At 58.9% G+C, this 21,782-nt stretch carries 24 protein-coding genes and 1 tRNA gene; 15 read left to right on the plus strand and 10 right to left on the minus strand.

Going from position 1 to position 21,782, the window contains the following annotated elements; all coding sequences use genetic code 11:
- Positions 1–28: 28 nt before the first annotated feature.
- On the minus strand, positions 29–1,726 hold the full coding sequence (locus G5V57_RS03120) for an aspartate:alanine exchanger family transporter (RefSeq protein ID WP_165166148.1): 1,698 nt from the start codon (positions 1,724–1,726) through the stop codon (positions 29–31).
- Positions 1,727–1,750: 24 nt separating this feature from the next.
- On the minus strand, positions 1,751–4,468 hold the full coding sequence (locus G5V57_RS03125) for a decarboxylase (protein WP_165166149.1): 2,718 nt from the start codon (positions 4,466–4,468) through the stop codon (positions 1,751–1,753).
- Positions 4,469–4,609: 141 nt separating this feature from the next.
- Here G5V57_RS03125 and G5V57_RS03130 point away from each other — a divergent pair, with 141 nt between their 5' ends.
- Complete coding sequence (locus tag G5V57_RS03130; RefSeq protein WP_246737505.1) at positions 4,610–5,089, plus strand: methyltransferase; 480 nt, start codon at positions 4,610–4,612, stop codon at positions 5,087–5,089.
- Positions 5,090–5,514: 425 nt separating this feature from the next.
- Entirely contained in the window at positions 5,515–6,480 is a 966-nt protein-coding gene (gene glsA, locus G5V57_RS03135) for a glutaminase A (RefSeq protein ID WP_206530191.1), read from the plus strand.
- 720 nt (positions 6,481–7,200) lie between these two features.
- Here glsA and G5V57_RS34160 read toward each other — a convergent pair.
- Both G5V57_RS34160 and G5V57_RS03145 read right to left on the minus strand, forming a co-directional pair.
- Positions 7,201–7,461, minus strand: coding sequence for a potassium channel family protein (locus tag G5V57_RS34160; protein WP_246737506.1), 261 nt, complete (start codon positions 7,459–7,461; stop codon positions 7,201–7,203).
- A 247-nt stretch (positions 7,462–7,708) separates the two neighbouring features.
- On the minus strand, positions 7,709–8,815 hold the full coding sequence (locus G5V57_RS03145) for an AI-2E family transporter (protein ID WP_165166150.1): 1,107 nt from the start codon (positions 8,813–8,815) through the stop codon (positions 7,709–7,711).
- A 1,376-nt stretch (positions 8,816–10,191) separates the two neighbouring features.
- On the opposite strand from G5V57_RS03145, the gene G5V57_RS03150 reads away from it, so the two are divergent.
- Complete coding sequence (locus tag G5V57_RS03150) at positions 10,192–10,629, plus strand: potassium channel family protein (RefSeq protein WP_165166151.1); 438 nt, start codon at positions 10,192–10,194, stop codon at positions 10,627–10,629.
- A 443-nt stretch (positions 10,630–11,072) separates the two neighbouring features.
- On the opposite strand, the gene G5V57_RS03155 is transcribed toward G5V57_RS03150, so the two are convergent.
- Positions 11,073–11,243 carry a hypothetical protein gene (locus G5V57_RS03155; RefSeq protein ID WP_165166152.1) on the minus strand — a complete coding sequence of 57 codons (171 nt, stop codon included), beginning with the start codon at positions 11,241–11,243 and terminating at the stop codon, positions 11,073–11,075.
- 329 nt (positions 11,244–11,572) lie between these two features.
- Here G5V57_RS03155 and G5V57_RS03160 point away from each other — a divergent pair, with 329 nt between their 5' ends.
- The 3 genes from G5V57_RS03160 to G5V57_RS03165 all read left to right on the plus strand — a co-directional run bounded on the left by G5V57_RS03160 (position 11,573) and on the right by G5V57_RS03165 (position 13,025).
- On the plus strand, positions 11,573–12,373 hold the full coding sequence (locus tag G5V57_RS03160) for a DUF2092 domain-containing protein (RefSeq protein WP_165166153.1): 801 nt from the start codon (positions 11,573–11,575) through the stop codon (positions 12,371–12,373).
- Positions 12,374–12,388: 15 nt separating this feature from the next.
- Positions 12,389–12,589 (plus strand): hypothetical protein, encoded by a 201-nt coding sequence (locus G5V57_RS34165; protein WP_246737507.1) that lies wholly within the window; start codon positions 12,389–12,391, stop codon positions 12,587–12,589.
- A gap of 91 nt (positions 12,590–12,680) precedes the next feature.
- On the plus strand, positions 12,681–13,025 hold the full coding sequence (locus G5V57_RS03165; protein WP_165166154.1) for a hypothetical protein: 345 nt from the start codon (positions 12,681–12,683) through the stop codon (positions 13,023–13,025).
- A gap of 62 nt (positions 13,026–13,087) precedes the next feature.
- Here G5V57_RS03165 and G5V57_RS03170 read toward each other — a convergent pair whose 3' ends face one another.
- Positions 13,088–13,273, minus strand: coding sequence for an outer membrane protein (locus G5V57_RS03170; RefSeq protein ID WP_165166155.1), 186 nt, complete (start codon positions 13,271–13,273; stop codon positions 13,088–13,090).
- 4 nt (positions 13,274–13,277) lie between these two features.
- On the opposite strand from G5V57_RS03170, the gene G5V57_RS03175 reads away from it, so the two are divergent.
- From G5V57_RS03175 to G5V57_RS03195, 6 genes are all read left to right on the plus strand, one after another.
- The gene (locus tag G5V57_RS03175) at positions 13,278–13,580 is read left to right on the plus strand and encodes a hypothetical protein (protein ID WP_165166156.1); all 303 of its coding nucleotides are present in this window, start codon (positions 13,278–13,280) and stop codon (positions 13,578–13,580) included.
- A 280-nt stretch (positions 13,581–13,860) separates the two neighbouring features.
- A complete protein-coding gene (locus tag G5V57_RS03180; RefSeq protein WP_165166157.1) occupies positions 13,861–14,487 on the plus strand; it encodes a DUF502 domain-containing protein in 627 nt (208 codons plus the stop codon).
- A gap of 128 nt (positions 14,488–14,615) precedes the next feature.
- Positions 14,616–15,161 (plus strand): asparaginase domain-containing protein, encoded by a 546-nt coding sequence (locus tag G5V57_RS34170; RefSeq protein ID WP_256378637.1) that lies wholly within the window; start codon positions 14,616–14,618, stop codon positions 15,159–15,161.
- The gene (locus G5V57_RS34760; protein ID WP_256378638.1) at positions 15,103–15,687 is read left to right on the plus strand and encodes an asparaginase domain-containing protein; all 585 of its coding nucleotides are present in this window, start codon (positions 15,103–15,105) and stop codon (positions 15,685–15,687) included. Before G5V57_RS34170 ends, G5V57_RS34760 begins: the two co-directional genes overlap by 59 nt.
- A gap of 413 nt (positions 15,688–16,100) precedes the next feature.
- Positions 16,101–16,403 carry a hypothetical protein gene (locus tag G5V57_RS03190; protein ID WP_165166158.1) on the plus strand — a complete coding sequence of 101 codons (303 nt, stop codon included), beginning with the start codon at positions 16,101–16,103 and terminating at the stop codon, positions 16,401–16,403.
- A gap of 221 nt (positions 16,404–16,624) precedes the next feature.
- A complete protein-coding gene (locus G5V57_RS03195; protein ID WP_165166159.1) occupies positions 16,625–17,038 on the plus strand; it encodes a hypothetical protein in 414 nt (137 codons plus the stop codon).
- A 104-nt stretch (positions 17,039–17,142) separates the two neighbouring features.
- Here G5V57_RS03195 and G5V57_RS35100 read toward each other — a convergent pair whose 3' ends face one another.
- Positions 17,143–17,358: a thermonuclease family protein gene (locus G5V57_RS35100; protein WP_165166160.1), complete on the minus strand. Its 216-nt coding sequence runs from the start codon at positions 17,356–17,358 to the stop codon at positions 17,143–17,145.
- Between G5V57_RS35100 and G5V57_RS03205 the strand changes: the two genes are divergently transcribed.
- Positions 17,300–17,662 carry a hypothetical protein gene (locus G5V57_RS03205; protein ID WP_165165497.1) on the plus strand — a complete coding sequence of 121 codons (363 nt, stop codon included), beginning with the start codon at positions 17,300–17,302 and terminating at the stop codon, positions 17,660–17,662. The genes G5V57_RS35100 and G5V57_RS03205 overlap by 59 nt on opposite strands.
- Positions 17,663–17,851: 189 nt before the next feature.
- Here G5V57_RS03205 and G5V57_RS03210 read toward each other — a convergent pair.
- Together G5V57_RS03210 and G5V57_RS03215 are read right to left on the minus strand one after the other, a co-directional pair.
- Positions 17,852–17,927, minus strand: a tRNA-Glu gene (locus G5V57_RS03210).
- Positions 17,928–17,994: 67 nt separating this feature from the next.
- The gene (locus G5V57_RS03215; protein WP_165166161.1) at positions 17,995–18,342 is read right to left on the minus strand and encodes a DUF6476 family protein; all 348 of its coding nucleotides are present in this window, start codon (positions 18,340–18,342) and stop codon (positions 17,995–17,997) included.
- On the opposite strand from G5V57_RS03215, the gene G5V57_RS03220 reads away from it, so the two are divergent.
- Positions 18,341–19,342: an RluA family pseudouridine synthase gene (locus tag G5V57_RS03220; protein ID WP_165166162.1), complete on the plus strand. Its 1,002-nt coding sequence runs from the start codon at positions 18,341–18,343 to the stop codon at positions 19,340–19,342. The genes G5V57_RS03215 and G5V57_RS03220 overlap by 2 nt on opposite strands.
- Here the strand turns inward: G5V57_RS03220 and G5V57_RS03225 are convergent.
- Positions 19,337–20,095, minus strand: a complete 759-nt coding sequence (locus tag G5V57_RS03225; RefSeq protein WP_165166163.1) for a DUF4239 domain-containing protein — start codon at positions 20,093–20,095, stop codon at positions 19,337–19,339. The two genes, G5V57_RS03220 and G5V57_RS03225, sit on opposite strands and share 6 nt — an antisense overlap.
- A gap of 270 nt (positions 20,096–20,365) precedes the next feature.
- Between G5V57_RS03225 and rpoH the strand changes: the two genes are divergently transcribed.
- A complete protein-coding gene (gene rpoH, locus G5V57_RS03230; RefSeq protein WP_165166164.1) occupies positions 20,366–21,280 on the plus strand; it encodes an RNA polymerase sigma factor RpoH in 915 nt (304 codons plus the stop codon).
- The last annotated feature ends 502 nt before the right edge of the window (positions 21,281–21,782 follow it).

The following is a 21,782-nucleotide window of genomic DNA, read 5'->3' on the forward strand; positions in this document are numbered from 1 at the left end:
GACGTCCACGATTCAAGCAATTCACTTACTATGCCAGGATCATCGCGAAGTACCCGAAAACGGTCAACAAGACGCCCGACACGGCATAGGCCACAGGGAAGCCAATCCATGGTACATTGCTCTTGATCTCAACGGCGGCTTCTCGGCAGGGGCCGGAGTGGCTACGGGCGCCGGCAACGCCGCCCATCAACACAGCCGGGTTGATCTTGAAGACATGATAGCCCAGTGCCCATACGATGACCGGCGGGATCGAGCAGGCAATGAAGCCGATGATAAAGATCTTCAGCGCCAGTATGCCGGTGAGCTGCGTCAGCAACGAGTTGCCGGCATTGATCCCGACGATCGCTACAAAGACGATGAGGCCAAGGTCTTCAAGGATGTTGCGGGCCGCATTCGGCGTGTTGCCGAAGAAGCGGAGCCGCGAGGCCATCGACGACACGATCACACCCGATACCAGCAGGCCACCGGCATTGCCGAGTCCGATGGAGGCACCGAAGGCCGGGAACTGAATGGCGCCGATGAGAAAGCCGAGGATCATACCGAGCGCCAGCGTGAGCAGGTCGGTTGCCGTGCTCGGCCGCACAACCCGTCCGAACAGCGACCCCACGCGGCTGACGGCATCTTTGAGGCCGACCACCGACAGGATATCCATGCGCTGCAGCTTGGTATTCGTTCCGATCGGGATATTGACGCCGCCACGCTCCAGCTTGACCAGCTGGATCTGGTCCACATCCGGCAGGGCCCGCAGTTCGGCTTGCGACAGTTTCAGCATATCCTTGTTGGTGACGACAATCTCAGCCGCGTCGAGCGGAATGTCGAGCGCCGTCTTGTCTGAGACTTCCTGACCGATGAGCCCCATCTTCTCGGTCATCAACTCGCGGCGGCCACCAAGCGCGATGATGTCGTTGGCCGCGAGCTTGAGTTCCGGCGAGACCTGGAGGGGGTGGCCATCCCGCACGACATTGACCACGCGATACTCCGGGTGCGCCCTCAGCAATTCTCCGATGGTCTTACCGATCCAGGTCTTGTTCTCCAGCCGATAGGCGCGCAGGCCGCCGGTCGTCCAGCCGCTGAGCGTCGGCGTGTCGCCACTCGCCACACCGAACTTCTTTTCGTACTCTCTGGCGCTCGCTTCGGCGTCGACGCCCCACCATTTCGGCAGGTACTTGGTGATCAAGATGATGCCTACGGTACCCCAGATATAGGTGATGCCGTAAGAAAGCGCGATCATCGAGCTGACCTGCTCCGGCGATGTACCTGCGGGCAGCGTGAGCACGCCGGCGTTCACCGCTTCTTCGGCAGAGCCGATGGCAGCAGACATGGTTTGCGAACCAGCAAGTATGCCACCTGCGGCGCCAGGCGGAAGATCCATGAAGCGGACGCCAACCACAACGAGCAAGAGGCCGACGACGCAGCTGACGATCGCCAGTAAAGTGAACTTCAGGCCATCGCCGCCGAGGCTGTTGACGAAGGATGGCCCCACACGGAGACCAACCCCATACATGAAGAGATAGTAGAACATCGATTTTGTGAAGTTGTTGAGTTCAAGCTTCACGCCATAAGCCGAACCCCAGACGGCCAGGCCGCAGCCGACGATGATCGCCGCCGCGACCATGCCGAGACCATAGCCGCCGATAGTCTGGCGCCCGATCCACACCGCCAATCCAACGGTCAGAAACAGCAAAATGAAGGGATTGTTGCCCAGCCACTGGAAAAAACCCAACATATTCGCGCCTCCCCAAGCTCGCTCCTATTGTGCGGCTCTCGATGCAGCGGACTTGCCGCGCAGCTTTTCCGGCCTGATCAGTTTCAGCCCCTTCGCGGATTCGTATCCATGAATCTCCTTGACGTCGAGCTTGCGCATGAAGCCGATCGCGTCTTGCGTCAGGACCTGGCCGGGTACCATGATCGGGAAGCCCGGCGGATACGGAATAACGAAGTTTGCCGAAACCAGATCCGGACCTTTTTCCAGCCGCTTGTTGATTTCGGGACTGTTCAGCGGAATGTACTCGCACGACGATTCGTCATAGGCCATGAAGAAAGCGGTCCGCATGTCGCCTTCGTTCGTATGCTTGCCGGCATTGCCCCTGAACGCGTCATGGAAGCGGCTGAAGTTCGGAAGATCGGGCACGTCATGCATTAGACTCTTGGTTCGCGCCGCAAAACCCTTGCGCTCGCCCTCGCCGCCGGTCGCGAAACGTTCCTCGATCTCGCCGCAAATCTCGACGAGAACGCGAACGAGATGGGCAATGTCACTGCGGGTATTGTTGATGTTCGATTGCAGCAATACGGAATTGCGCGATGTCTTGTTGACCTGGATGTTGAAACGGCTTGCCAGCAGGCTCTTGAATTGAGTTCCGTCAAAGCCGGCGTTTCCGCACACAAGGGTCATGCGCGTCGGATCGAGATAGAACTCGTCCTCGCGCATCGCCTTGACGATATCGCCCCACGTCGTACCCGGCACCAGATAATCGACGAAACCAGACTGGCGGAACGCCTCGGGAATCAATTCGTCGGCGCCGAGCACCTTGAAGTACTTCGAGATCACGGGATGCGAGTTGACAATCGCCCTGATCTTCAAGGCAACGGAGATCGCGTTCATGACCAGGCCATAGCCTTCGAGCTCCATCTGGCGCCGCGCCACATCAAGGCTTGCGATCAACTGCTGGTTAGGGCTGGTCGAAGCATGGGTGAATATGGCCTCGTGGAACTGGCTTTCCACGGATCCGAAGTCGACGTCCTTAACCAGCACCATGGAACCCTGCCGTATGGCCGACATGGACTTGTGGGTGGAATTGGTCTGATAGACGCGCAAACGCACCTTGCGCGGATCGGGAACAAGCCGCGTTGTCATCAGCTTTTCGCGCGACGGTTTTGGCCCCAGATCCTTCTGCTGTTTTTCATAGGCTGCGACCGAGGCGGGATCCTGCAGCCAGCTTTCGATGGCGGCTGCGGCGCCCATGCCGGTCCGCGGCCTGAGGAAGGGCGACCAGCGCGCGAAGCCCGACCATGCTTCATCCCAAAGGAAGATCAGATCCGGCTTTATGGCGAGGCACTCCTCCATCACCCGCCGCGTATTGTACATATGGCCGTCGAAGGTGCAGTTGGTGAGATCGAGAAGACGGAGGCGGTCGAGGCGGCCCTCGTCACGCAGATCCAGCAGCGCCTTCTTGATGGACTGCAGCGGCACCGCGCCATACATCGAATACTGAGTGAGCGGAAACGCCTCAACATAAAGCGGTTGACCACCGTTGAGCACCAGGCCGTAATGGTGTGACTTGTGACAATTGCGGTCGACAATGACGATATCGCCGGGAGCGACCAGCGCCTGGACCACCATCTTGTTGCTCGTTGACGTTCCATTGGTCACAAAGAACACGTGATCGGCGCCAAAGGCGCGCGCCGCCATGTCCTGGGCTTTCTTGATGTTGCCCGTCGGCTCAAGAAGGCTGTCGAGGCCTCCCGTGGTGGCGCTGCTCTCGGCCAGAAACAGATTGATGCCGTAGAACTCGCCCATGTCGCGAATCCATTCCGATTGGAACACCGATTTGCCGCGGGCGATCGGCAAAGCGTGAAATGTGCCGATCGGGCGCTGCGCATAACGCTTCAGATTGTCGAAGAACGGTGTTTCAAAGCGCTTCTGAATTCCCTCCAGAACCGCGAGGTGAAGCTCCAGCAGCTCTTCCACGGCATAGAAAATCCGCGTAGCGCAGGCGGCCGCGGGATCGGAAGCGAGTTTCTCGACGGCGCGGTCGGTGGTCACATAGATGTCGAGGTCCGGACGGAGATTCTTCAGGATGCCTGCAAGCCTCAAAGCGGAAGCGTCTGCCGCCAGGGCACCCATCGTCTGGTCAAGGATGCGGCGCAATACCGGCGCGTCGTGGCTTGATCTGAAGGGCACGCCTTCTGCGACGATGACGGCAAGAATCTGCGGGTTAACAATGGCCGCACAGAGCGCGTCCTCAAAGCTTCCGACGATGACCGGTTCGTAGATGAAAGAATCCTCGACCCGCCGCAGCCGACGGAATTCCGCGCTGAGGGCGGCCCAGCGCGAAGCGGGTTGCGGAGTCACGAGCAATACCTCGAAATAGGGCCGCCGCGCATCGCGTCCTGCGATCACGCTCGGCAGCAATTCGGGCAACGCATCGGCGCTCTCTGACGCCTGATCTGTTTCGGCCTGATGCGAATAGGACTTCGTTAGAATCGCATTAGAAAATCGGCTTATCAGTTCAGCGGTGGCGCCAGCATCGCCAGCGGCAATCTTCTCACGCAGGCGGCTCATCAGCCGAACGCCAGGATAGGCATGAAACTCTTCGAGGGTGGAGATCTCGCCCAAGCTATCCTCGACCGCAGCGCGGCTGCCATTGCCAGAGACCCACTTCTGGGCGGCCGTGAGCGTGTCACGCCAGCGATCCGAACGGGCTGACTGCATGGCGAAGAAATTGTCGATCCGATCAGGGGCGGCCATTGCAGTACCCTCCAGGCTCTGAGCAATCTACTGTTATCAACCCGCGCTTCGCGGCTCATACCGACAGTGGTGCGAACTTTTTTCGCCATGGTGCAATGAACGGACACGCATATCCGGCCGACATTGCTGAACCGACCCTAAGTGAATCTTATCGGACAACTGTCGATTGCGCAACGTTGGCATTACGTGCACCTCGAGCGATTGCCGGAAACGCTCGTGATCTATGGCAAACGACTGCCCGGCAATTTTCCTCCCGGCAGGCGGCTGTCCGGCATCGAACTCGCCGGCAAGGCTCTGTGCGGCACCCGCCGCTCCGGCCAGCGCCGCGAAGATGCGGTTGCACACGCCCTGCGGCTTCAGCGGATGAACCGGTTGTACAGCGTCTTGTGTGTCATCGACGCGCGCCTGTTCCTGATGGTGACATACGTAATCAAGAAGGCCGTTCACGATTGGAACGATGAGCGTGCCGCTGTCATAATGAGAAATTGCCGCAAAGCCATGCAGCCAAACGGGAAGGTGCTCCTGGCCGAGACGCTTGTGCCGTCGGGCGAGGAACCCGACCGCATCAAGAGTATCGACGTGGTCATGCTCGCCGTCACCGGCCGCCTGGAGAGGACGTAGGCACAGTTTGCAAGCCTGTTCGACGCCGCCGGGCTACGGCTTGAACGAGTGATTCAGACCAGAGGACCCACTTCCATTCTTGAGGCGTCTCCGGCCTACGGATGAAGGTCTCCCCGAGCGAGTTTAATGGGTATTGAGCCTGGTACCTGGCTAGCTTGCTTAAGCCGTAGGCGAAAACGGAACGCTGCGGGGACGCACTCGTCCGACCGGACAAGGTGTATTGCAGACCCTGATCGCTCGCTCATGAACTTGTGCCGTTTCGGCTTTTCGGCGCTTTTTTGGGTGTTCTGTTTGCGGTGTTTTTTGCTATGGTTCCCGCTAGCCCGGGACAACCGGACCCCATCGCCGAGCCCCCCGCCGGAAAAGGTAGACCAGCTTATCAAACTTGCTCGCCGATCCCTCGGCATCACGCTTGGAGGTAAGTGATGAACACAAGGCAAATCGTTCGCTGGTCGCGCATAGCGGCCCTCGCGACACTCGTTAGCGCGCTGTCATTCGCGGCGCAGGCACAGGACTATCAAGCCGCGGTGAATGCGGCGCTGGCCAAGTACAAGGATCTCAAGGAAGGCAAGAACGCCGACTACATTCCCGCGTTAGCAAAAGTGGACTCGAATATCTACGGTATCGCCTTGGTCACCGTGGACGGCAAGGTGTATAGCGCCGGCGATCTCACCTCGGAAGTTTCAATCCAGTCGATCTCCAAGGTCTTTACAATGGCAAAGGTGATGGAGGAACAGGGACCCGAAGCTATCGCCAACAACATGGGCGTGGATGCGACCGGACAAGCCTTCAATTCCATCGAAGCGGTTGAGCAATACAAGGGCTCGGAAATGAATGCCATGGTAAACCCCGGAGCCATCACGGCGACGAGCATGGTGTCCGGAAAATCGCGGGACGAAATTTGGAACAAGATTCTGAACTTCCATAGTGATTTCGCCGGTCGACCGCTCAAAGTCAATCAAGAGGTCTTTAAATCCGAAGCCGAGACCAATCAACGCAACCAAGCCATCGGCCGCCTGATGTACGCGTATGGACACATCAAGGCTAATCCGGATCAAGCCACCGACATCTACACCGAGCAGTGTTCCATCAGCGTAAACGTTAAGGATTTGGCGACGATGGCGGCGACGCTGGCCAATGGCGGTAAGAATCCGGTAACGGGCAAGCAAGTCATGAAAGCCGAAAACGTTCCCGAAGTGTTGGCGGTCATGGCCACTGCCGGACTGTACGACGATTCCGGCAAGTGGTTGTTCCGCACCGGCCTGCCCGCCAAGAGCGGCGTCGGCGGCGGCATCATCGCCGTCTCGCCGGGCAAGTTCGGCATCGCCGTGATCTCCCCCGCCGCTCGATGCCGCCGGCAACAGCGTCAAAGCCCAAAATGCCATCGCTGACATTTCTAACGCCGTCGGCGGCAATCCCTACGCGCCGAAGAAATAGCTACCGGCTGAGGATGGACCGACATAAGACCCATGGATGGTCCCGGCAAGACAGCGCGCGTCGCTGACTTGCCGGTGTTAGCGCAAAAGCGCCTCATCGCGCTTGAGGAATTCGCGTATGTGTCCAAGCAATTCGCAATCGCGGATCGTAATGTCAACGGCGGTCGTCATGTCCTTGCATCCCGTCCGTCGCGACCCCTTTTTGCAACAGAGCGTCCAAGCAGAGCCGTCGCCGGGTCTATCAGCAGCCTCGACGTTGGCGTGCCACAACGATCCAGAGAATGTGAACATATCGCCTTTGGTATAGCTACGGCCTGTTTGCCACGTGCCAGCATAACGGGGCGTGGACTGCTTCTCGATCTCGGCGAGACGCTCCTCGATGTTCACGGTGTACAGCCCGTCAGTCTCTCGGTAGATCCGGACGTGCTCTTCCAGCCAGTTGCACCATTGTCGTCCACATTGGGGTCGCCCATGAAAAGGGGACCTATCGGCTTCTTGTATCAGGGCGATTACGTCCTCTTTCGGAGCATGCTCGTCAGGGAACTTGGGAAGGTCAATCTGCGAGGCGACTGATGCAGCTTGAACCCTCTCGCCCTTGCGTCCCGCAGGCGTTCCGCGAACGTGTTGCGGCTGATGCCGAGCGCCACTGGCTCGATGCCGTGAAGGCCATAAAGGTCAATCCTGTCTCTCCTGAAGCTTGAGCGGGTCACAGGGCGACTTGACCACCGTCATCAGATTGCCATTCTCCGTACGGCCTGACTGCGCGGCGACCCAATTGGCGGTGACCTGCTGGATAACGGAGATGAAGAGGGCCGTGGTGATCCCGAACATCATCAGACCGTTGGCAGCCTGAAGCGGCCCAAGCGGCCGCATTTGGCCATCCAGTACAACGTCACCATAACCGAGCGAAGTGAAGGTCACGCCCGAAAAATACACCGCCGTTTCAAAGTCCGCAAATGCACCTAGCAGTCTGTATAGCAATGCCCAAAACGCAACCTGGACGTTGCGCCGATCATTAGCACTACCATCAGAATCGAGAATTGCAGGAAACTCCTGCGCAGCGGCTTAGGGCCAAGCGGTTGCCGGGAGGCCTGGGCGAAGTAACGGGCGGCGAACACGGATGCCAGCACTTGAAGTGCTAGGCATGTCAATATCGCCAGCAAGCCGAGAGCAATAACCGCGATCATGGCGGCGGATCGTCAGTCCGCGGACTGCCCTCAATGGGGTCGTACCGCAGCCACTCAATGAGCAGTACGTAACCAACGGCCAGGAGCACAGGGCCCACAAACAGGCCGAGAAGCCCGTCAGCGATCATGCCGCCAATCACACCAATGAGAATGACCGGCATTGGAACTTCAAGTCCGCGGCCGAGCATCAATGGCTTAAGGAGGTTGTCGCTGAGCCCAGCAATGATGGTCCAGATCGAAAAGATGATCGCTGGCGTGGTCGCTTCCGTCGCAAGAACATAGGCTATGACAGGTAGTGTTACCAGCACCGCCGGCACCTGCACGATGGCAAACAATAGCACCACGAGCGTTAAAACTCCGGCTGATGAAAGACCTATGGCGAAAAAGCCTGCCCCGATCAGCAGCGACTGGATGACCGCTACGCCGACTACGCCGACTGCCACACCTCGGATCGTAGCGGCGGTCATCGCAACCAGCCGGGGGCCTTGTGCCTTGCTGCCGGTGATACGTTCCAACAGGCGACTGGCGAATTCGGTGGCGCTGTCGCCATAGGCTATGAGCACGGCAGCGACTGCGAACGAAAGTACGAACGACAGTTGACCGGCGGCCAAACCGCCCGCGAACGACGCCAGCGATGATGCAATCCCACTGAGCATCTTGCCGTACTTGGCAAGCGCCGCCGGCATGTTTGTCGCGACGAGCGCCCATATCTCGGTCAGTTTCTGGCCGACCAGCGGCAGGTCGGCAAGCCGTGGAGGCGGCGGCGGCACCGTCAGGCGGCTGTCGTGCAAGCCTGAGACGAACTCAAGTATAGAAGACCCAAGTGACGTCACCACCATGACCAACGGTACCAGCATCAGCACGACGCTGACCAACCCAATTAACGTCGCCGACCAGCGATTGCCGACGCGGACGACTAAGCGTTGGTGCACCGGATAGAGCATCACCGCGAGGATCACCGACCAGAGCAGGATGCTAGTAAAGGGCAATATTATGCGGCTACAGGCAAAGATCAGTAAGCCCACGAGTCCGATCTGAAGCGCGGCATCGAGCATTCTCAATAGCGACGGCGCGCGCTCAGGGGGTGTCACGTTCGGGTCCATTATTGCTGCCCCTTCCCAGCTAATCTGGATTTCCCAGGTAGCTCCGTGCTCCGGCTGACTATTTACCTGTTTCGGCCTTCCTGCAAGACAGACGCAAAAATGCTCGCTGGCCGCGCGCCTCGGACAGACCCTTGGGGCTGCTTCGCATTCGGCATCCGCCTTCGGTCTCGAAGGGAGACCCGGTAGGATAGATGGTAGGACACGGTTAATCTGAAAACATAAAACTAAGTAAATTCAGAAATATAGTATCAATTATGGCGGCGGCCGAGCCGGCCGCACCTGGCGGCTGAGCAACGGAACAGTGACGGGCCGGCAGTGCGGCAATGAAATTTGTTGAGCATCCAGCCGGACGCCCTGAGCATCTGATGTATTCAGGGCAAAGCGGAGATGCTTCTTAGTCCGAGTAATTGAACACGCGGGCGAGGCAGTTCGGAGCCTTGAAAACGCGGTAGAATCGCGATTGTCGCGGCTGTGGAGACAGCGACCATCGCTGTGCGGCCGGGACGGAATGGCCGGAGCTGCTGGATAGCCTGCCGTTCAAGCCCTCTCAGGTGTATCATCGGGCCGAGCGGGTTTACATGCGCCTTGCCTTGTCTCCCTTGGCATTTGAGGGAGAATAGGCGTCGGTCGTGAGGCTGAACATAGTGGCCAACGTCAACACAGTGCAAAATCAAGGATTGCGCTTCCCTGCAGACGCGGCGGGTTTTCGCATCCGCCTACTCCGCCCGATTTCGATCGCGACCGGCGCCAAGAACACCTGCCGACGTCTACTTTACGACGCACATGGCGATGAGTACGGACATTCCCCTGGTCGCCAAATTAATCGACGCCTACCAGGCCGAATACGGTGTCCCGCCGGAGAACGCCTTTGCCGGCCTCGGGTACGATTCGGTAAGCCTGATGCTCTAGGTAATGAACAAGGCGACGGATCTGAGTTCGAGGGCGATCAACGGCGCCATCTTCACGATCACCAGCTTGGTCGGCGTAACCGGAATGCAGACTTCTCGAACAAATCCCGCGCGCCGGACAAGGAAGTGACCATAATCGCCGTCAAGGACGGCAAGTTCGTACCGATCGGCAACCGCAAGCCGGCGGCCTGAATGATGTGAGGGTCTGCACGCCTGCGACTTCCGGCGAGACGCAGAGGACGCCGCCGTCGCCGAAAGCCATGGCTGCTGGTCGAGCAGGTCTCGATCAGGCGCCGGACTCCGCATTGAAGCGGCGGAAACGCCAAGGAACCGTGCCAGGATGATGCCCTGCGCACGCCTCATACGGACCCAAGCATCCGAATACTTGGCTGTTTTTCAATCGTCGCGGGTTGGCTCAGACAAGAAGCGCGTCCACAGGGTCAGGCACAAGAGTAAGGGAGAGCCTTCATGCTGATCCAGTTCATCGTCGCAGCCGGTCTGATTGCGGTTACTGTCGCTATCCAGGCGGCATTCATGTCTAGCGGTATACATGCATTTAAGTGGGCCGAAGAGCACCGGCCCACAGTCATCGCTCAAAGGTCGATGATCGTGACAGTGATCTGGGTTGTGTTCCTGATGATCCCGATTATTGTTGATGTGGTCGTGTGGGCGGCCTTCTATTATCTGCTGGCTGCGTTCCCGAGTTTTGAGGAATCACTCTATTTTTCGACGGTCACGTTTACCACCGTCGGATACGGCGACATCGTTCTTGGCAATGAGTGGCGCCTGTTGGCAACCTCTGAAGCAATGAATGGATGGATCATCTTCGGATGGGCCACAGCATTGATAATGGCCGTCGTTCAGCGCGTGTATTTCCGCCCCGATGCGCGTGGAAAAGACGAATGATATCGACCGGGCGGCTCCCGATCCAGCTCTGGCTTCAGCTATTGCGGGGCTGAACGGACGTAGATCAGACCTGGTGCGTGCAGAACGCGCTTGTTTGACGGCGCCGTGCTACAATGATTGGAATATTTTCGTGCACTCGTCCTTGCCTCCAAAGCGCGAGGATCAATGTTGCAACGGGGCCATCACGAACGGTAGGTGCCGAATGCACGGCGGTCGATCACCGGGCGCACCAAAGCCAGACCTCTTTCAGCGGCGCTTACGTGTGATCTGATCTGCGAGGACGGCTAGGATAACTACCACGCCGGTCGCCACAGGCGACGGAGTCATACCGACGTTGTAGCGGATTTAGATGTCCGATGCTGTTGCGCTGCACACACGCCCGATGCGCCACCTTGGAGGTGGAGAATGCATCTAAGTGGCCGTTCAAGCTTACGTACTTGCACCTAAAGTCTCTCTCCCGCCATTTCTTCGAACGCGCCGAGCTGCTCGACATCAAGATCGGGCGATGCAGCAACTCCTGCTGTGCTGCGATGGTGGTGAAATGGATAATAGATTGGTCCGTCGCTCAGCACCAATTTCCTTGCGCGCTGACGAAGAATGCGCAGCGGCTTCACTTAGAGTTGCATTCCGCGGCCATGGATAGTATTGAATGTGTGGGACTCGGCAATGACGCGTAGCACTGAGGTCAGGCATGACTTGGTGTCGCCATGTTAGGTGCCTTGAGCCCCAAAAATGCCAATCCACTGGCCATTTCACGCTGCACTGTGGCGGGTTGAGCGGAAGACTTCGCCCGGCTTCCTCATATTCAGATCGAGTAGCTTTACATTCAGAGCCAAGACGCAAGTTTTGGCGGGATGGCGCATGACATTTCTGACCTGCGTTCGAAGACCTGAGGCGCCTGGACGTGGCCGTGCCTTGCAAACGCAATGTTTCGGAGGACAACATGAGCCGCTCAGTCATCAAACGAATGAGGAGTGCCGGATTTGTCGTTGCCGCACTGTTGATGGCGGCCACGACCTCGATAATCTCTGCCCATGCCGATGAGGCTGATGCCAAGAGACTGTTCAAGGCGATGTCGGACTATCTGGCCGCCCAGAAGGCGATCTCCTTCGAATTTGACACAAGCCTGGAGGTCACCACCAAAAAGGAACAGAAATTCGCGCTCGCCAGTTCGGGCGCCGTGACCCTCAACCGACCGGACAAGCTGCGCGCCACACGCACAGGCGGCTTTGCCGATGTCGAGTTGGTCTTTGACGGCAAGCTCCTGTCGCTCCTCGGCAAGAATCGCAACCTCTATGCCCAGGTTGAAATGCCAGGGACTGTCGATCAAATGGTCGATAAGTTGCGTGACAAGTTCAACAGGCCGCTCCCGGCCGCCGATCTGTTGGTATCAAATCCCTATGATGAGTTGATGCCACTGGTCATGAATATGAAAGATCTGGGAAGCGGTGTGATCCGCGGCGTCGAATGCGACTATCTGGCGTTCCGCACGAAGGACGCTGTCGATGTGCAGATCTGGATCGCCCAAGGCGACCGCCCCTATCCATGCCGCTATGTGGTTACCAACACCATGGTGAAGGGATGGCCGTCCTATACGATTGATGTGAGATCCTGGAAGACGGGCAGCGAAGTTGCGTCCGATGATTTTGCCTTCAAGGCGCCGGCGGGCGCCAAGCAGGTGAAAAAACTCGCCGACATTCCCGACATCGATGAACTGCCCGACAACTTCCGGCCGGCCAAATGACAAGGAGGATGACCGATGCCGCTCAGGATGATAGCCATTTCGATATTCGTTGCGCTTCTCACGGCCTTCTCTCTTGAGATCGCCGAAGGTCCGGTAAATCTCGGTTTTGTTTCCAGTGCCGAGGCCAAGGTTGGCCGCCCGCTGACGCCGGTAAGCGTCGCAGGCGTGGGGCGGCGGACCGCCAGGCGATGTGCCGCGGGTGTCTACAACTGTTAGCAGGAGCTTGAATACCGGCGGCGTGGCGGCGTCGCCGGAAGACCCAGAACCATCGTCATGTGTTCCGCCAAACGGTAGGAGGAGGAATATTATGAAGTATACTCTGATCGTCGCCGGAGCGGCGGCATTGGCAGGCTTAGCCGTCGTGCCGCTGGCCTCAGCCGGCGAGCGTGTGGAAAACCCCGAGACAATCTTCGCAAAGGGCATGAAATGGAGTGAGAGGAACGGTGAGAACAAAGGGGTTCTGCAGCTGAATGCCAACGGCAGCGCGCGCATCAACTGGAACGGTACGAGCTATCGGGGCCATTGGGAGAAGGTCGACGATTACCGCGTCAAGACGACGTGGGAGAGTGGTGGACCGCCGGGCAGTGTGTGGTCCATTCGTGAAACCGGCAATGCGGAGATTCCTTATGTTGCAAGCCGAGCGGAGCCGTAGCACAGGGGCAAAGCACAAGGGCCCGTTGCCGGGCCCTTTTTTAGTTCAACGAAGGAGCATTTTTAGAGGTCGCCGAGACCGCCGAAATTCCAGATGATCGCGGCGCGCACCGTACTGGTGTTGATATCGGTGTCAAAGTGGGGGTTCAGATTGCCATCGTTGATGTCAAAGTCTGAATTGTTGAAATCGTCGTAGATATATTCAGCACGCAGTATGGACGACTCCGACAAGGCCCAGTCGACACCCACACCGATGTTCCAGCCCTATTGCGATTCGGTGCCATCATTAACATCAGAGTCATGGTCGAGTTCGAAGTACGACGCGCCGCCTGCAATGAACGGCATGAAATCGCCAGCAGACCAGCCGAGCCGAGCCCGGGATATGTCCGTTCATGCCGGTGTCGACATTCAGATCGCCGCTATTAGGGCCGAGATCATTGATGAAATTGCTGCCATCGGCATCAACCCAGCCGAGGTCACCCTCGACTCCGAATACGATGCAGTCACTCTGGAAATTGGCGCCCAGAAGACATGGGCGATCTCGCCCTCTTGGTAATCGCCGATCGGCACGTTTGGTCCGATGACTTCCTCTCCCTGCGCCTCCAAACCGATGCTCTGGTCCACGGTGGAGGTTTGAGCATAACCCACCTGCATGGGTAATCCCTATCGAAGATCCAGCCACATTGTGGGAAAAACAGTCGCAAAAATGGCAAGCCCCGAATTCATAAAAAGTGCTACAAACCCCAAACAGGAACTTTCCCGACCAAACTCGAAGCTGAGGTTTAGTCCACACAAATCGCGGGCGAATCCTTCGCTTAGAGTAAGGAGGATGCGCGATGTCTACGAACGGTGCAGGGTTTGGTCGAGCCGTTTTCGGCTACCTTAAGGCAACGATCATTGGTGGACTGCTCTTTCTTCTGCCGATTATTCTTCTCGCGTTAGTTCTCGGCAAGGCAATGCAGGCAGCAGCCAAAATTGCAAAACCGGCTATTTCCCATCTCCCGCCCACATTCCTCGGGATTGGAATGGCCTCACTGCTGGCAGCATTGATTTTGATCGTCATCTCGCTAGGTGCCGGCCTCTTAGCTCGGACACGATACGGCAAGGCAACCCTGCAGTGGTTTGAAGATTCACTATTTGGTGGCTTGCCGCAATATCAGCTAGTCAAGAGTCTTGGCGAAGGCCTCGCTCATGTCGAAGGTGCTGAAAGCGTAAAGCCGGTCCTTGTGTCCATCGAGGACGGTTGGCAGATCGGTTACTTGCTGGAAGGTTTGGAAGCAGACTGGGTCGCCGTGTTTTTGCCGCAGGCACCAACGCCAATGTCCGGCAATGTGATGTATCTTCCTGCCAATCGGACGCTGCCGCTCAACATATCCATGGCACAAGCGATGTCGCTCGTGAAGCGGATTGGGGTAGGTTCCGGGCAGGCTCTGAAGGGAATGAACTTGTCTCGGGACAGCTAACGCGGAATCTTCAGGAACGGGGAGCGCCAGTCCGTTAGGTGAGACCTCGCCGCAGGCGCTGTTGAACCTCAAGGCGGATAGCAGGTTGATCGCGCCAATATAATCGACCTGACCAAGGAAGTCATGTCATGAATACTCAGCGAATCATCGATCATGTATGGCTAATGGCACTGTTGATTGCGGTTCTCGCGCTGTCGGCGCTCACAGCCGAAGCCGCAAAACCACGCATCATGATCCTGGCCACCGGCGGCACGATTGCGGGTGCGCAAGCGAGCCAGGCCCAATACGGCTACAAGTCGGGCGCGTTCAACGTTGAGGATCTCATCAATGCGGTGCCGCAGATGAAGGACCTGGCCGATATCACTGGCGAGCAGATCGTCAATATCGGCAGCCAGGACATGAATGACGAGGTCTGGCTCAAGCTCGCCAAGCGCTTGAACGAAGTGCTGGCTCAGTCCGACGTCGACGGCGTCGTCATCACGCACGGCACGGATACGCTCGAAGAGAAGTTCCTTGATCTCGTTGTCAAGAGCGACAAGCCGGTTGTGATGGCGGGCTCGATGCGCCCGGCGACCGCGATCAGTGCCGACGGCCCGATGAATCTGTACAACCGCCATGGCCATCGCCGCGGATCCGAGGTCCAACGGACGCGGCGTGCTCGTGGCATTGAATGACACGATCCACGCGGCGCGGGAAGTGACCAAGACCAACACTTCGAGCGTGCAGACGTTCGGCAGCCTGAATCGCGGACCAGCGGGGCTCGTCAACACGGGGAAGATCACGTGGTTTGGAGTTCCGAGCGGGCGACGCGGACCGAAGAGCGAGTTTTCGATCGCGGACGTCAAAGCATTACCGCGCGTCGACATCATCTACTCCCACGCCAACATGAGCACCGACCTGATCGATGAGGCTGCCAAGAATGGCGCCAAGGGCCTCGTTATTGAAGGTGTGGGCGACGGCAACATGACCCAGCAGGCGCTCGAGCGTTGCGCCGCCGCGGCCAGGAGCGGTGTCGTGATCGTGCGCAGCTCACGGCTGCCAAGCGGGATCACGTATCGTAACAACGAGGTCGACGATGACAAATACGGCTTCGTCGCGTCCCTTGAGATCAATCCGCCGAAATCACGTGTGCTGTTGCAGGAAGCATTGCTGAAGACCAAGGACGTTAAGGAAATCCAGCGCATGTTCAGCGAGTACTGAGGTTATTCGGAGAGTCATCGACTATGAACGACAAACACGCGCGGCCTTTTTGCCCCGCTCATGCTCGGTGTTCGTGGCCTCTCCCTTCCTCAACCCGCCAATTCGCATCCGCCTTGTCATAACTGTAACGGACTTCTCTACTGACAATCGAGGTGAACACTTCGATTGGTTCAGAGATGAAAGGGCCACTATTCTGAAATTACCGGTTCGCCAAGGGATCAGCTTCAAAAACGGAGGGTCGTCCCTTGAAAGCGGTTTGATCGATCACCATATGTAGTAATTGACTGAGTGTGGCACAATAACCGTGCCTCCATTGGAGGATGGCCGCGAGATTCAGTCAAACTACTCTCCCATCCTCATTCACGGCCCGACGCAAGTTGGGTTCCCACTCATTTCCATTAAGGAATATTGAAATGAATTTAAGCCCTGAATCCATGGAAGCTGTACAGAGTGAGTTGAAGCATTTCGCTACGGATCTGAATCTATCAGAAGACCAAAAAACCCGATTGAAGTCTGCGCTGGAGAGTGCTCGCGAGAAACTTGATGAAATTCGCAAGAACAATCCGGATATCACCAAAGCCGACGTGATTGCGAAGCTGAAGGGGGCTCGTGCTCCTCTGCGCGAGCGCGTGGTAGAGTTCCTTACACCAGAGCAGCTCACGAAGTGGGATGCCGAAATTGCCAAGGCCAAGGCATTCCTTGGTTATGCCGTATAGGTAGACTCTGAAGATTGGCGGCCTGACCAGAACAGACTGGTCAGGTCCGCCCGTCGCATCCGTTAGTCAACGGGCCCGCGTGCCGTTCAAAACGTGCTCCTTGTGACGCTCGCCGCGGTCCAAGCACCCTCCTCCTAGTCGTTAACTTGCTGTTGACAACATATCCTGCACTATGTGCGGGTGGGAGCGCCGATTCGGTTGCTGCTTTTGGGGAGATCCGTTTGGGCAAGCGGAGAAAGACCGGGAAACCACAACCAAGCATCTTCAGTGGATTTTCCGAATATCACGAGGCAAAACGGCTCGCCTCTGAGATTGGAAAGCGCGACAACCTGCATGAGGATGTCATCTTTTCAGATGCCATGCATGTGGCTGTCACGCTTGCCCTGGAGGACGAGGGAATATCCTACACGATGCCGAACGTTGCTTGGATGTTCCGCCGCGTTCTGCCAAGGGAGGTGCGTGACATCCTGCTGCTTCGCCGGCACTATCCCGACGACTACAGGAGTCTACCGATGGCTGGTGCGACGGAGAGTCTGAGTTCATCAGAGATGGACGCCGCGGCCGAGCTGGCTAAGAAGCTTGCCCCCGAACAGCTGGATGCATTCTTTTTCTGCGACCGCACGGGCACCGCTTAGCGCGGCTACCCTCAGCGATCCCTCACATTCGGGGCGGTTGGAGTCCCAACGAAATGGTTGAACGCCGAGGGCCCGACCTCGACGCGGGCGAGACAAACCTCTCCTTATTTGACGAAGGCCCAGGCCAGGCCCGCTGATACAAGCTTTGCGCCAATGTCGGGCTCGTCCGTCGAGCAGCGGGCAATTAATCTTCCATAGGTATCGCGCTCGTGGCCAACGCAGCTAACCGTCTTGCCCTCGACCCTGGCAGCCAAGGCGGCAATGGCAGCCTTGGAGCAATCCCTTCGGCAGCTGGCATCTTTGCGCTGGCTCGGGCGCATCTATTCCGTGCTGACGGATTTCTTCCGATCCAACCCATATCGTATCGCCATCGACTATGACCGCGCGGGCGGAAGCCAGTGCGGCTTGAGGATTATCAGCCAATTACCCACCAACCGCGAAGACGACGAAGCCAGTCAGTATCCACATCGCGGCAGCTTGTTGCGCCCTCGACTGCCGGGAGAGGGGACGGTGAGTGCCTATCCGACGGGCACTCAACCTCAATCGCCGGACGCCGAAACTAGGACGGACCCTAGGACGAAAAAAGAAGTGCTTAAGAAATTACAAATAAAAACAATAATTTAGGTCGTAAAACTGGCGGAGAGGATTTCGAACCACCTCAAACGCGCACCAGGAAGTCGGCAAGGGCGTTTCACTACCAGCGCTCACCTTCGACCTTGCGCAGCAGAGCTTTCCGTGTGCCCGCGTGTGCTGACGTTTATTCGTCCGGTATTCGACGATAAGGCTGATTTGATCTTAACTATTTGAAAAGATTGGCGCCCCCTAGGGGACTCGAACCCCTGTTTCAGCCGTGAGAGGGCCGCGTCCTGGGCCGCTAGACGAAGGGGGCGCACTGTTCGAGGGGCCCGATATAAGGGGACAGACGGGAAAGCGCAAGCCTCCTTGCGTGCCCGCCCTCACTGACCCTCCGGCTTCAACCTGACCCGGCTGACGATCACACCCTTCTTCGTGTCGACGACCACCACTTCTTGGGCGCCGCCGGCGCTCACCTGCACAGCCATGGTGTTTCCGTCGAGCGTGACAGCTCCGATCGTGGCACCCGCCGGCACGCCGATCTCGACCAGGCTCGCTTTCGGTGGCGCTTCCGGCGCCTTGGCGCGCGTCGCCTTCCAGGCGATGCCGCCCAGCAGCACCACGAGCATGATGACGAGCAGCCCGCCCATGATATAGACGGTCCATTCGAGGAATCGTAAGCCCGGCTGCGGCGGGGTATCCCCCATATCCGGTTGCTGGTTGTCCGTCATGATGTCTCCATCGCTAGAATTTCTGGAAGCGGCCGTCCCGCCCGAGGCCGCGGGCGAGCGGCTCGACCGCTTTCTGCCGCACCGGTTCCCCGAAGTGAGCCGGTCGCGATTTCAGACCCTTATTGCCAATGGGTGCGTTGATGTCGAGGGGGCGCCCGCGACCGAGGCGCGCCGCAAGATGAAAGCGGGTGACAGGGTGACGGTGCGTCTGCCACCGCCCGTCGCGGCCGAGCCCGAGCCTGAAGCCATCGCGCTCGATGTCGTCTACGAGGACGAGGCCCTCATCGTCATCGACAAGCCGGCGGGCCTCGTCGTCCATCCCGCCGCCGGCCATCACTCGGGCACCCTCGTCAACGCCCTCCTCGCCCATTGCGGCGACAGCCTCTCCGGCATCGGCGGGGTGAAACGGCCGGGCATCGTGCATCGCCTTGACAAGGACACATCGGGCCTGCTCGTCGTCGCCAAGACCGACCAGGCCCATAAGGGCCTCTCTGAGCAATTCGCCGCCCATGGCCGCGACGGCAGGCTTGAGCGCGCCTATCTCGCCGTCTGCTGGGGCGCATTCGAGCGCCAGCGCGGCACCGTCGACGCGCCGATCGGGCGCCACGCGACGGCGCGCGAGAAGATGAGCGTCACCCGCCATACCCATGCCCGCGCCGCCATCACCCATTATGAGGTCGAGCAGAGCTTCGGCTCACCCCCGGTGGCGAGCCTCCTCACCTGCCGGCTCGAAACTGGCCGCACCCATCAGATCCGCGTGCACATGGCCCATATCGGTCACCCGCTCTTGGGCGATGAGACCTATGGCAGGGGCTTCAAGACCGCCATCCACAAGCTCCCCGAGACTGCGCAAACAGCGCTCAAGGCGCTGGGCCGCCAGGCGCTCCATGCCGCGGTCCTGGGCTTCGAGCATCCGGTCACGGGCGAGCCTATGTCTTTCGCGAGCGATCCGCCGCCTGATCTTAGCGCCCTCATCGATACCCTGGCCTCATCCTCATAGTCCCTTCGCCGCAGCGAGGATCGCCTCGGGGCCCAGCGCCTCATAGCCGATGAAGGGCCGGTCATGCATGATCATGAGCAGCAGCGCCGTCGCCACCATGACCGTGACGAGCGCCAGCGCTATGGCGCGCGCTCTGTCGTCGTCGATATGCACGAAGGTGACGGCCACCCCCAGGATCAGCGCCAGGATCAGCATCACGACCCACTGGTCCTGATTGACGCTGTTGCGCGCGATGTCGAGGCGACGCTCGCGCGCCTCGCCTACCGCGTTGAGCGCCTGGATGATCTGGTCGGAGAGCATCTGCTCGCTCCCCGCCAGAGATACGGCGGCGCCATAAAGGGCGTTGAGAACCTCTTCCGCGGCGCGGCTGCCGCCGGTCTCCGTCATATGAGGCCATTCGGCCGCCGATTGCTCGGCATATTCATGGACCAGAACGACGAGCTCCGAGCGCCTGGGCTCGGGGAACAGATGCGCCAGCGTGCGCAGCTGACGCACCTGGCGGGCCTCGACGGCAACCGCCTCATAGGCCTTGTCCTCCGCCGTCCACACGCTCGACGACAGGAAGGTGGTGGCGAGCACGAACAGCGTGCCGCAGATGCCCTGGATCACCGGTGACATGCCCTTGCCCCAGCGCATCAGGGGCGCGAGATACGGCAGCTTGGGCAGCCACCACAGAAGCGCGCTGACGAGCCCGGTCATGAGCGTCAGGACCGGCAACAGGAGAGGGAAAGACAGGAAATAGAGCCAGGTCATCGACCGCTTCCCCGCAAAAGCGCTCCTTATTCATATATCCCAGCGACAGTTTGTCCATGGCCGCGTCCGCCAGCTCCACAGAACCGGAATAGTTCTGATATTTCAGTCAGTTGCGCGCTTGTTCCAGCCTTGCGCCGGGTGCAATCCAATATTGCAACTTGTTTAGTTTCTTTTTTTCGGGGAACGGTCTTAAATTTCGCACATTGAACCCTATATCCTCATCACCGGAGAAGGCCCTGCCTTCGCCCGGCCCGTGAAAGGGGGGAAAACATGGCCAACAGACCTATTTCAGCACTGCCGAGCGTATCGAGCGAAGGCGGCCTTTCCCGCTATCTGCAGGAAATCCGCCAGTTCCCGATGCTGCAGCCGGACGAAGAGTTCATGCTCGCCAAGCGCTGGAAAGAGCATGGCGACCGCGAGGCTGCGCATAAGCTCGTCACCTCCCATTTGCGCCTCGTGGCCAAGATCGCCATGGGTTATCGCGGCTATGGCCTGCCCATTTCCGAAGTCGTGTCGGAAGGCAATGTCGGCCTCATGCAGGCGGTCAAGCGCTTCGAGCCCGACAAGGGCTTCAGGCTCGCGACCTACGCCATGTGGTGGATCAAGGCCTCGATCCAGGAATTCATCCTGCGCTCGTGGAGTCTCGTGAAGATGGGCACCACGGCCAGCCAGAAGAAGCTGTTCTTCAACCTGCGCAAGGTGAAGGGCCAGATCCAGGCTCTGGACGAGGGCGATCTGCGCCCCGATCAGGTCAAGGAGATCGCCCGCCGCCTGGGCGTGCCTGAGGAAGATGTTGTGTCGATGAACCGCCGCCTGTCGGGCGACGCCTCGCTCAACGCGCCGGTGCGCGCCGAGTCCGAGGGCGAATGGCAGGACTGGCTGGTCGACGACACCGACACGCAGGAAGACGTCCTCGTCGAAAGCGAGGAGAAGAGACTGCGTCTCGACCTCCTGAGCGAGGCGCTCGAAAAGCTCACCGACCGCGAGCGCCGCGTCTTCGAGGCGCGCCGCATGGCGGAGGAGCCCGCCACGCTCGAGGACCTGAGCCAGGAATTTGGCGTATCGCGCGAGCGCATCCGCCAGATCGAGGTCCGCGCCTTCGAGAAGGTGCAGAAGGCGGTGAAGAACGCTGCCCAGAAGGCCCTGGCGCCGAAGGCCGCTTTGCCCGCCGAAGCCCGGGTATAACTGTAACCAATCCGAAGCGCCGTTCCGCACCCGCGGAGCGGCGCTTTTTCTTTGCTCTCTCCCCGTCATCCCGGCGAAAGCAGGTATCGTATGCACACATCTCGTGAGGGATGCGTCCTTACCCTCGCCCCGCTTTAGCGGGGAGAGGGAGGGGCCCATTGCACAGCAATGGGAGGGTGAGGGGCTTTTGCGAGATTGAGTTCGACCTCAGACAACTGAACTCTCTCGCAACAAGTATGCCTCACTGCGTCGGTGGCGGTGCCCCTCACCCTTCCCGCCGCTGCGCGTCGGGCCCCTTCCCTCTCCCCGCTGCGCTTCGCTTGCAGGGCGAGGGTAAAGCGGCAGGCCGGTCATCAGATGTGAATCCGATAGCGGCGAAAACCGGGATCCATTGAATAGGAGCAAACGGGCAGTGCTGTCTGCGCTGCACCCAACGCGTCATCCCGGCGAAAGCCGGGACCCATTAGATAAGCACAAGCGGGCGGCGTTGGCCGCGCTGCGA

It is taken from the genome of Nordella sp. HKS 07 (genome assembly GCF_011046735.1).
In the GTDB taxonomy this organism is placed as follows: Bacteria; Pseudomonadota; Alphaproteobacteria; order Rhizobiales; family Aestuariivirgaceae; genus Taklimakanibacter.

Excerpts from the sequence above, each read along its gene's own strand:
- G5V57_RS03120 (WP_165166148.1), bottom strand. The coding sequence starts at position 1,726 with ATGTTGGGTTTTTTCCAGTGGCTGGGCAACAATCCCTTCATTTTGCTG.
- G5V57_RS03125 (WP_165166149.1), bottom strand. The coding sequence starts at position 4,468 with ATGGCCGCCCCTGATCGGATCGACAATTTCTTCGCCATGCAGTCAGCC.
- glsA (WP_206530191.1), top strand. The coding sequence starts at position 5,515 with ATGAACACAAGGCAAATCGTTCGCTGGTCGCGCATAGCGGCCCTCGCG.
- G5V57_RS03145 (WP_165166150.1), bottom strand. The coding sequence starts at position 8,815 with ATGGACCCGAACGTGACACCCCCTGAGCGCGCGCCGTCGCTATTGAGA.
- G5V57_RS03150 (WP_165166151.1), top strand. The coding sequence starts at position 10,192 with ATGCTGATCCAGTTCATCGTCGCAGCCGGTCTGATTGCGGTTACTGTC.
- G5V57_RS03160 (WP_165166153.1), top strand. The coding sequence starts at position 11,573 with ATGAGCCGCTCAGTCATCAAACGAATGAGGAGTGCCGGATTTGTCGTT.
- G5V57_RS34165 (WP_246737507.1), top strand. The coding sequence starts at position 12,389 with ATGCCGCTCAGGATGATAGCCATTTCGATATTCGTTGCGCTTCTCACG.
- G5V57_RS03165 (WP_165166154.1), top strand. The coding sequence starts at position 12,681 with ATGAAGTATACTCTGATCGTCGCCGGAGCGGCGGCATTGGCAGGCTTA.
- G5V57_RS03175 (WP_165166156.1), top strand. The coding sequence starts at position 13,278 with ATGTTCCAGCCCTATTGCGATTCGGTGCCATCATTAACATCAGAGTCA.
- G5V57_RS03180 (WP_165166157.1), top strand. The coding sequence starts at position 13,861 with ATGTCTACGAACGGTGCAGGGTTTGGTCGAGCCGTTTTCGGCTACCTT.
- G5V57_RS34170 (WP_256378637.1), top strand. The coding sequence starts at position 14,616 with ATGAATACTCAGCGAATCATCGATCATGTATGGCTAATGGCACTGTTG.
- G5V57_RS34760 (WP_256378638.1), top strand. The coding sequence starts at position 15,103 with ATGGCCATCGCCGCGGATCCGAGGTCCAACGGACGCGGCGTGCTCGTG.
- G5V57_RS03190 (WP_165166158.1), top strand. The coding sequence starts at position 16,101 with ATGAATTTAAGCCCTGAATCCATGGAAGCTGTACAGAGTGAGTTGAAG.
- G5V57_RS03205 (WP_165165497.1), top strand. The coding sequence starts at position 17,300 with ATGGCAGCCTTGGAGCAATCCCTTCGGCAGCTGGCATCTTTGCGCTGG.
- G5V57_RS35100 (WP_165166160.1), bottom strand. The coding sequence starts at position 17,358 with ATGCGCCCGAGCCAGCGCAAAGATGCCAGCTGCCGAAGGGATTGCTCC.
- G5V57_RS03220 (WP_165166162.1), top strand. The coding sequence starts at position 18,341 with ATGATGTCTCCATCGCTAGAATTTCTGGAAGCGGCCGTCCCGCCCGAG.
- G5V57_RS03215 (WP_165166161.1), bottom strand. The coding sequence starts at position 18,342 with ATGACGGACAACCAGCAACCGGATATGGGGGATACCCCGCCGCAGCCG.
- G5V57_RS03225 (WP_165166163.1), bottom strand. The coding sequence starts at position 20,095 with ATGACCTGGCTCTATTTCCTGTCTTTCCCTCTCCTGTTGCCGGTCCTG.
- rpoH (WP_165166164.1), top strand. The coding sequence starts at position 20,366 with ATGGCCAACAGACCTATTTCAGCACTGCCGAGCGTATCGAGCGAAGGC.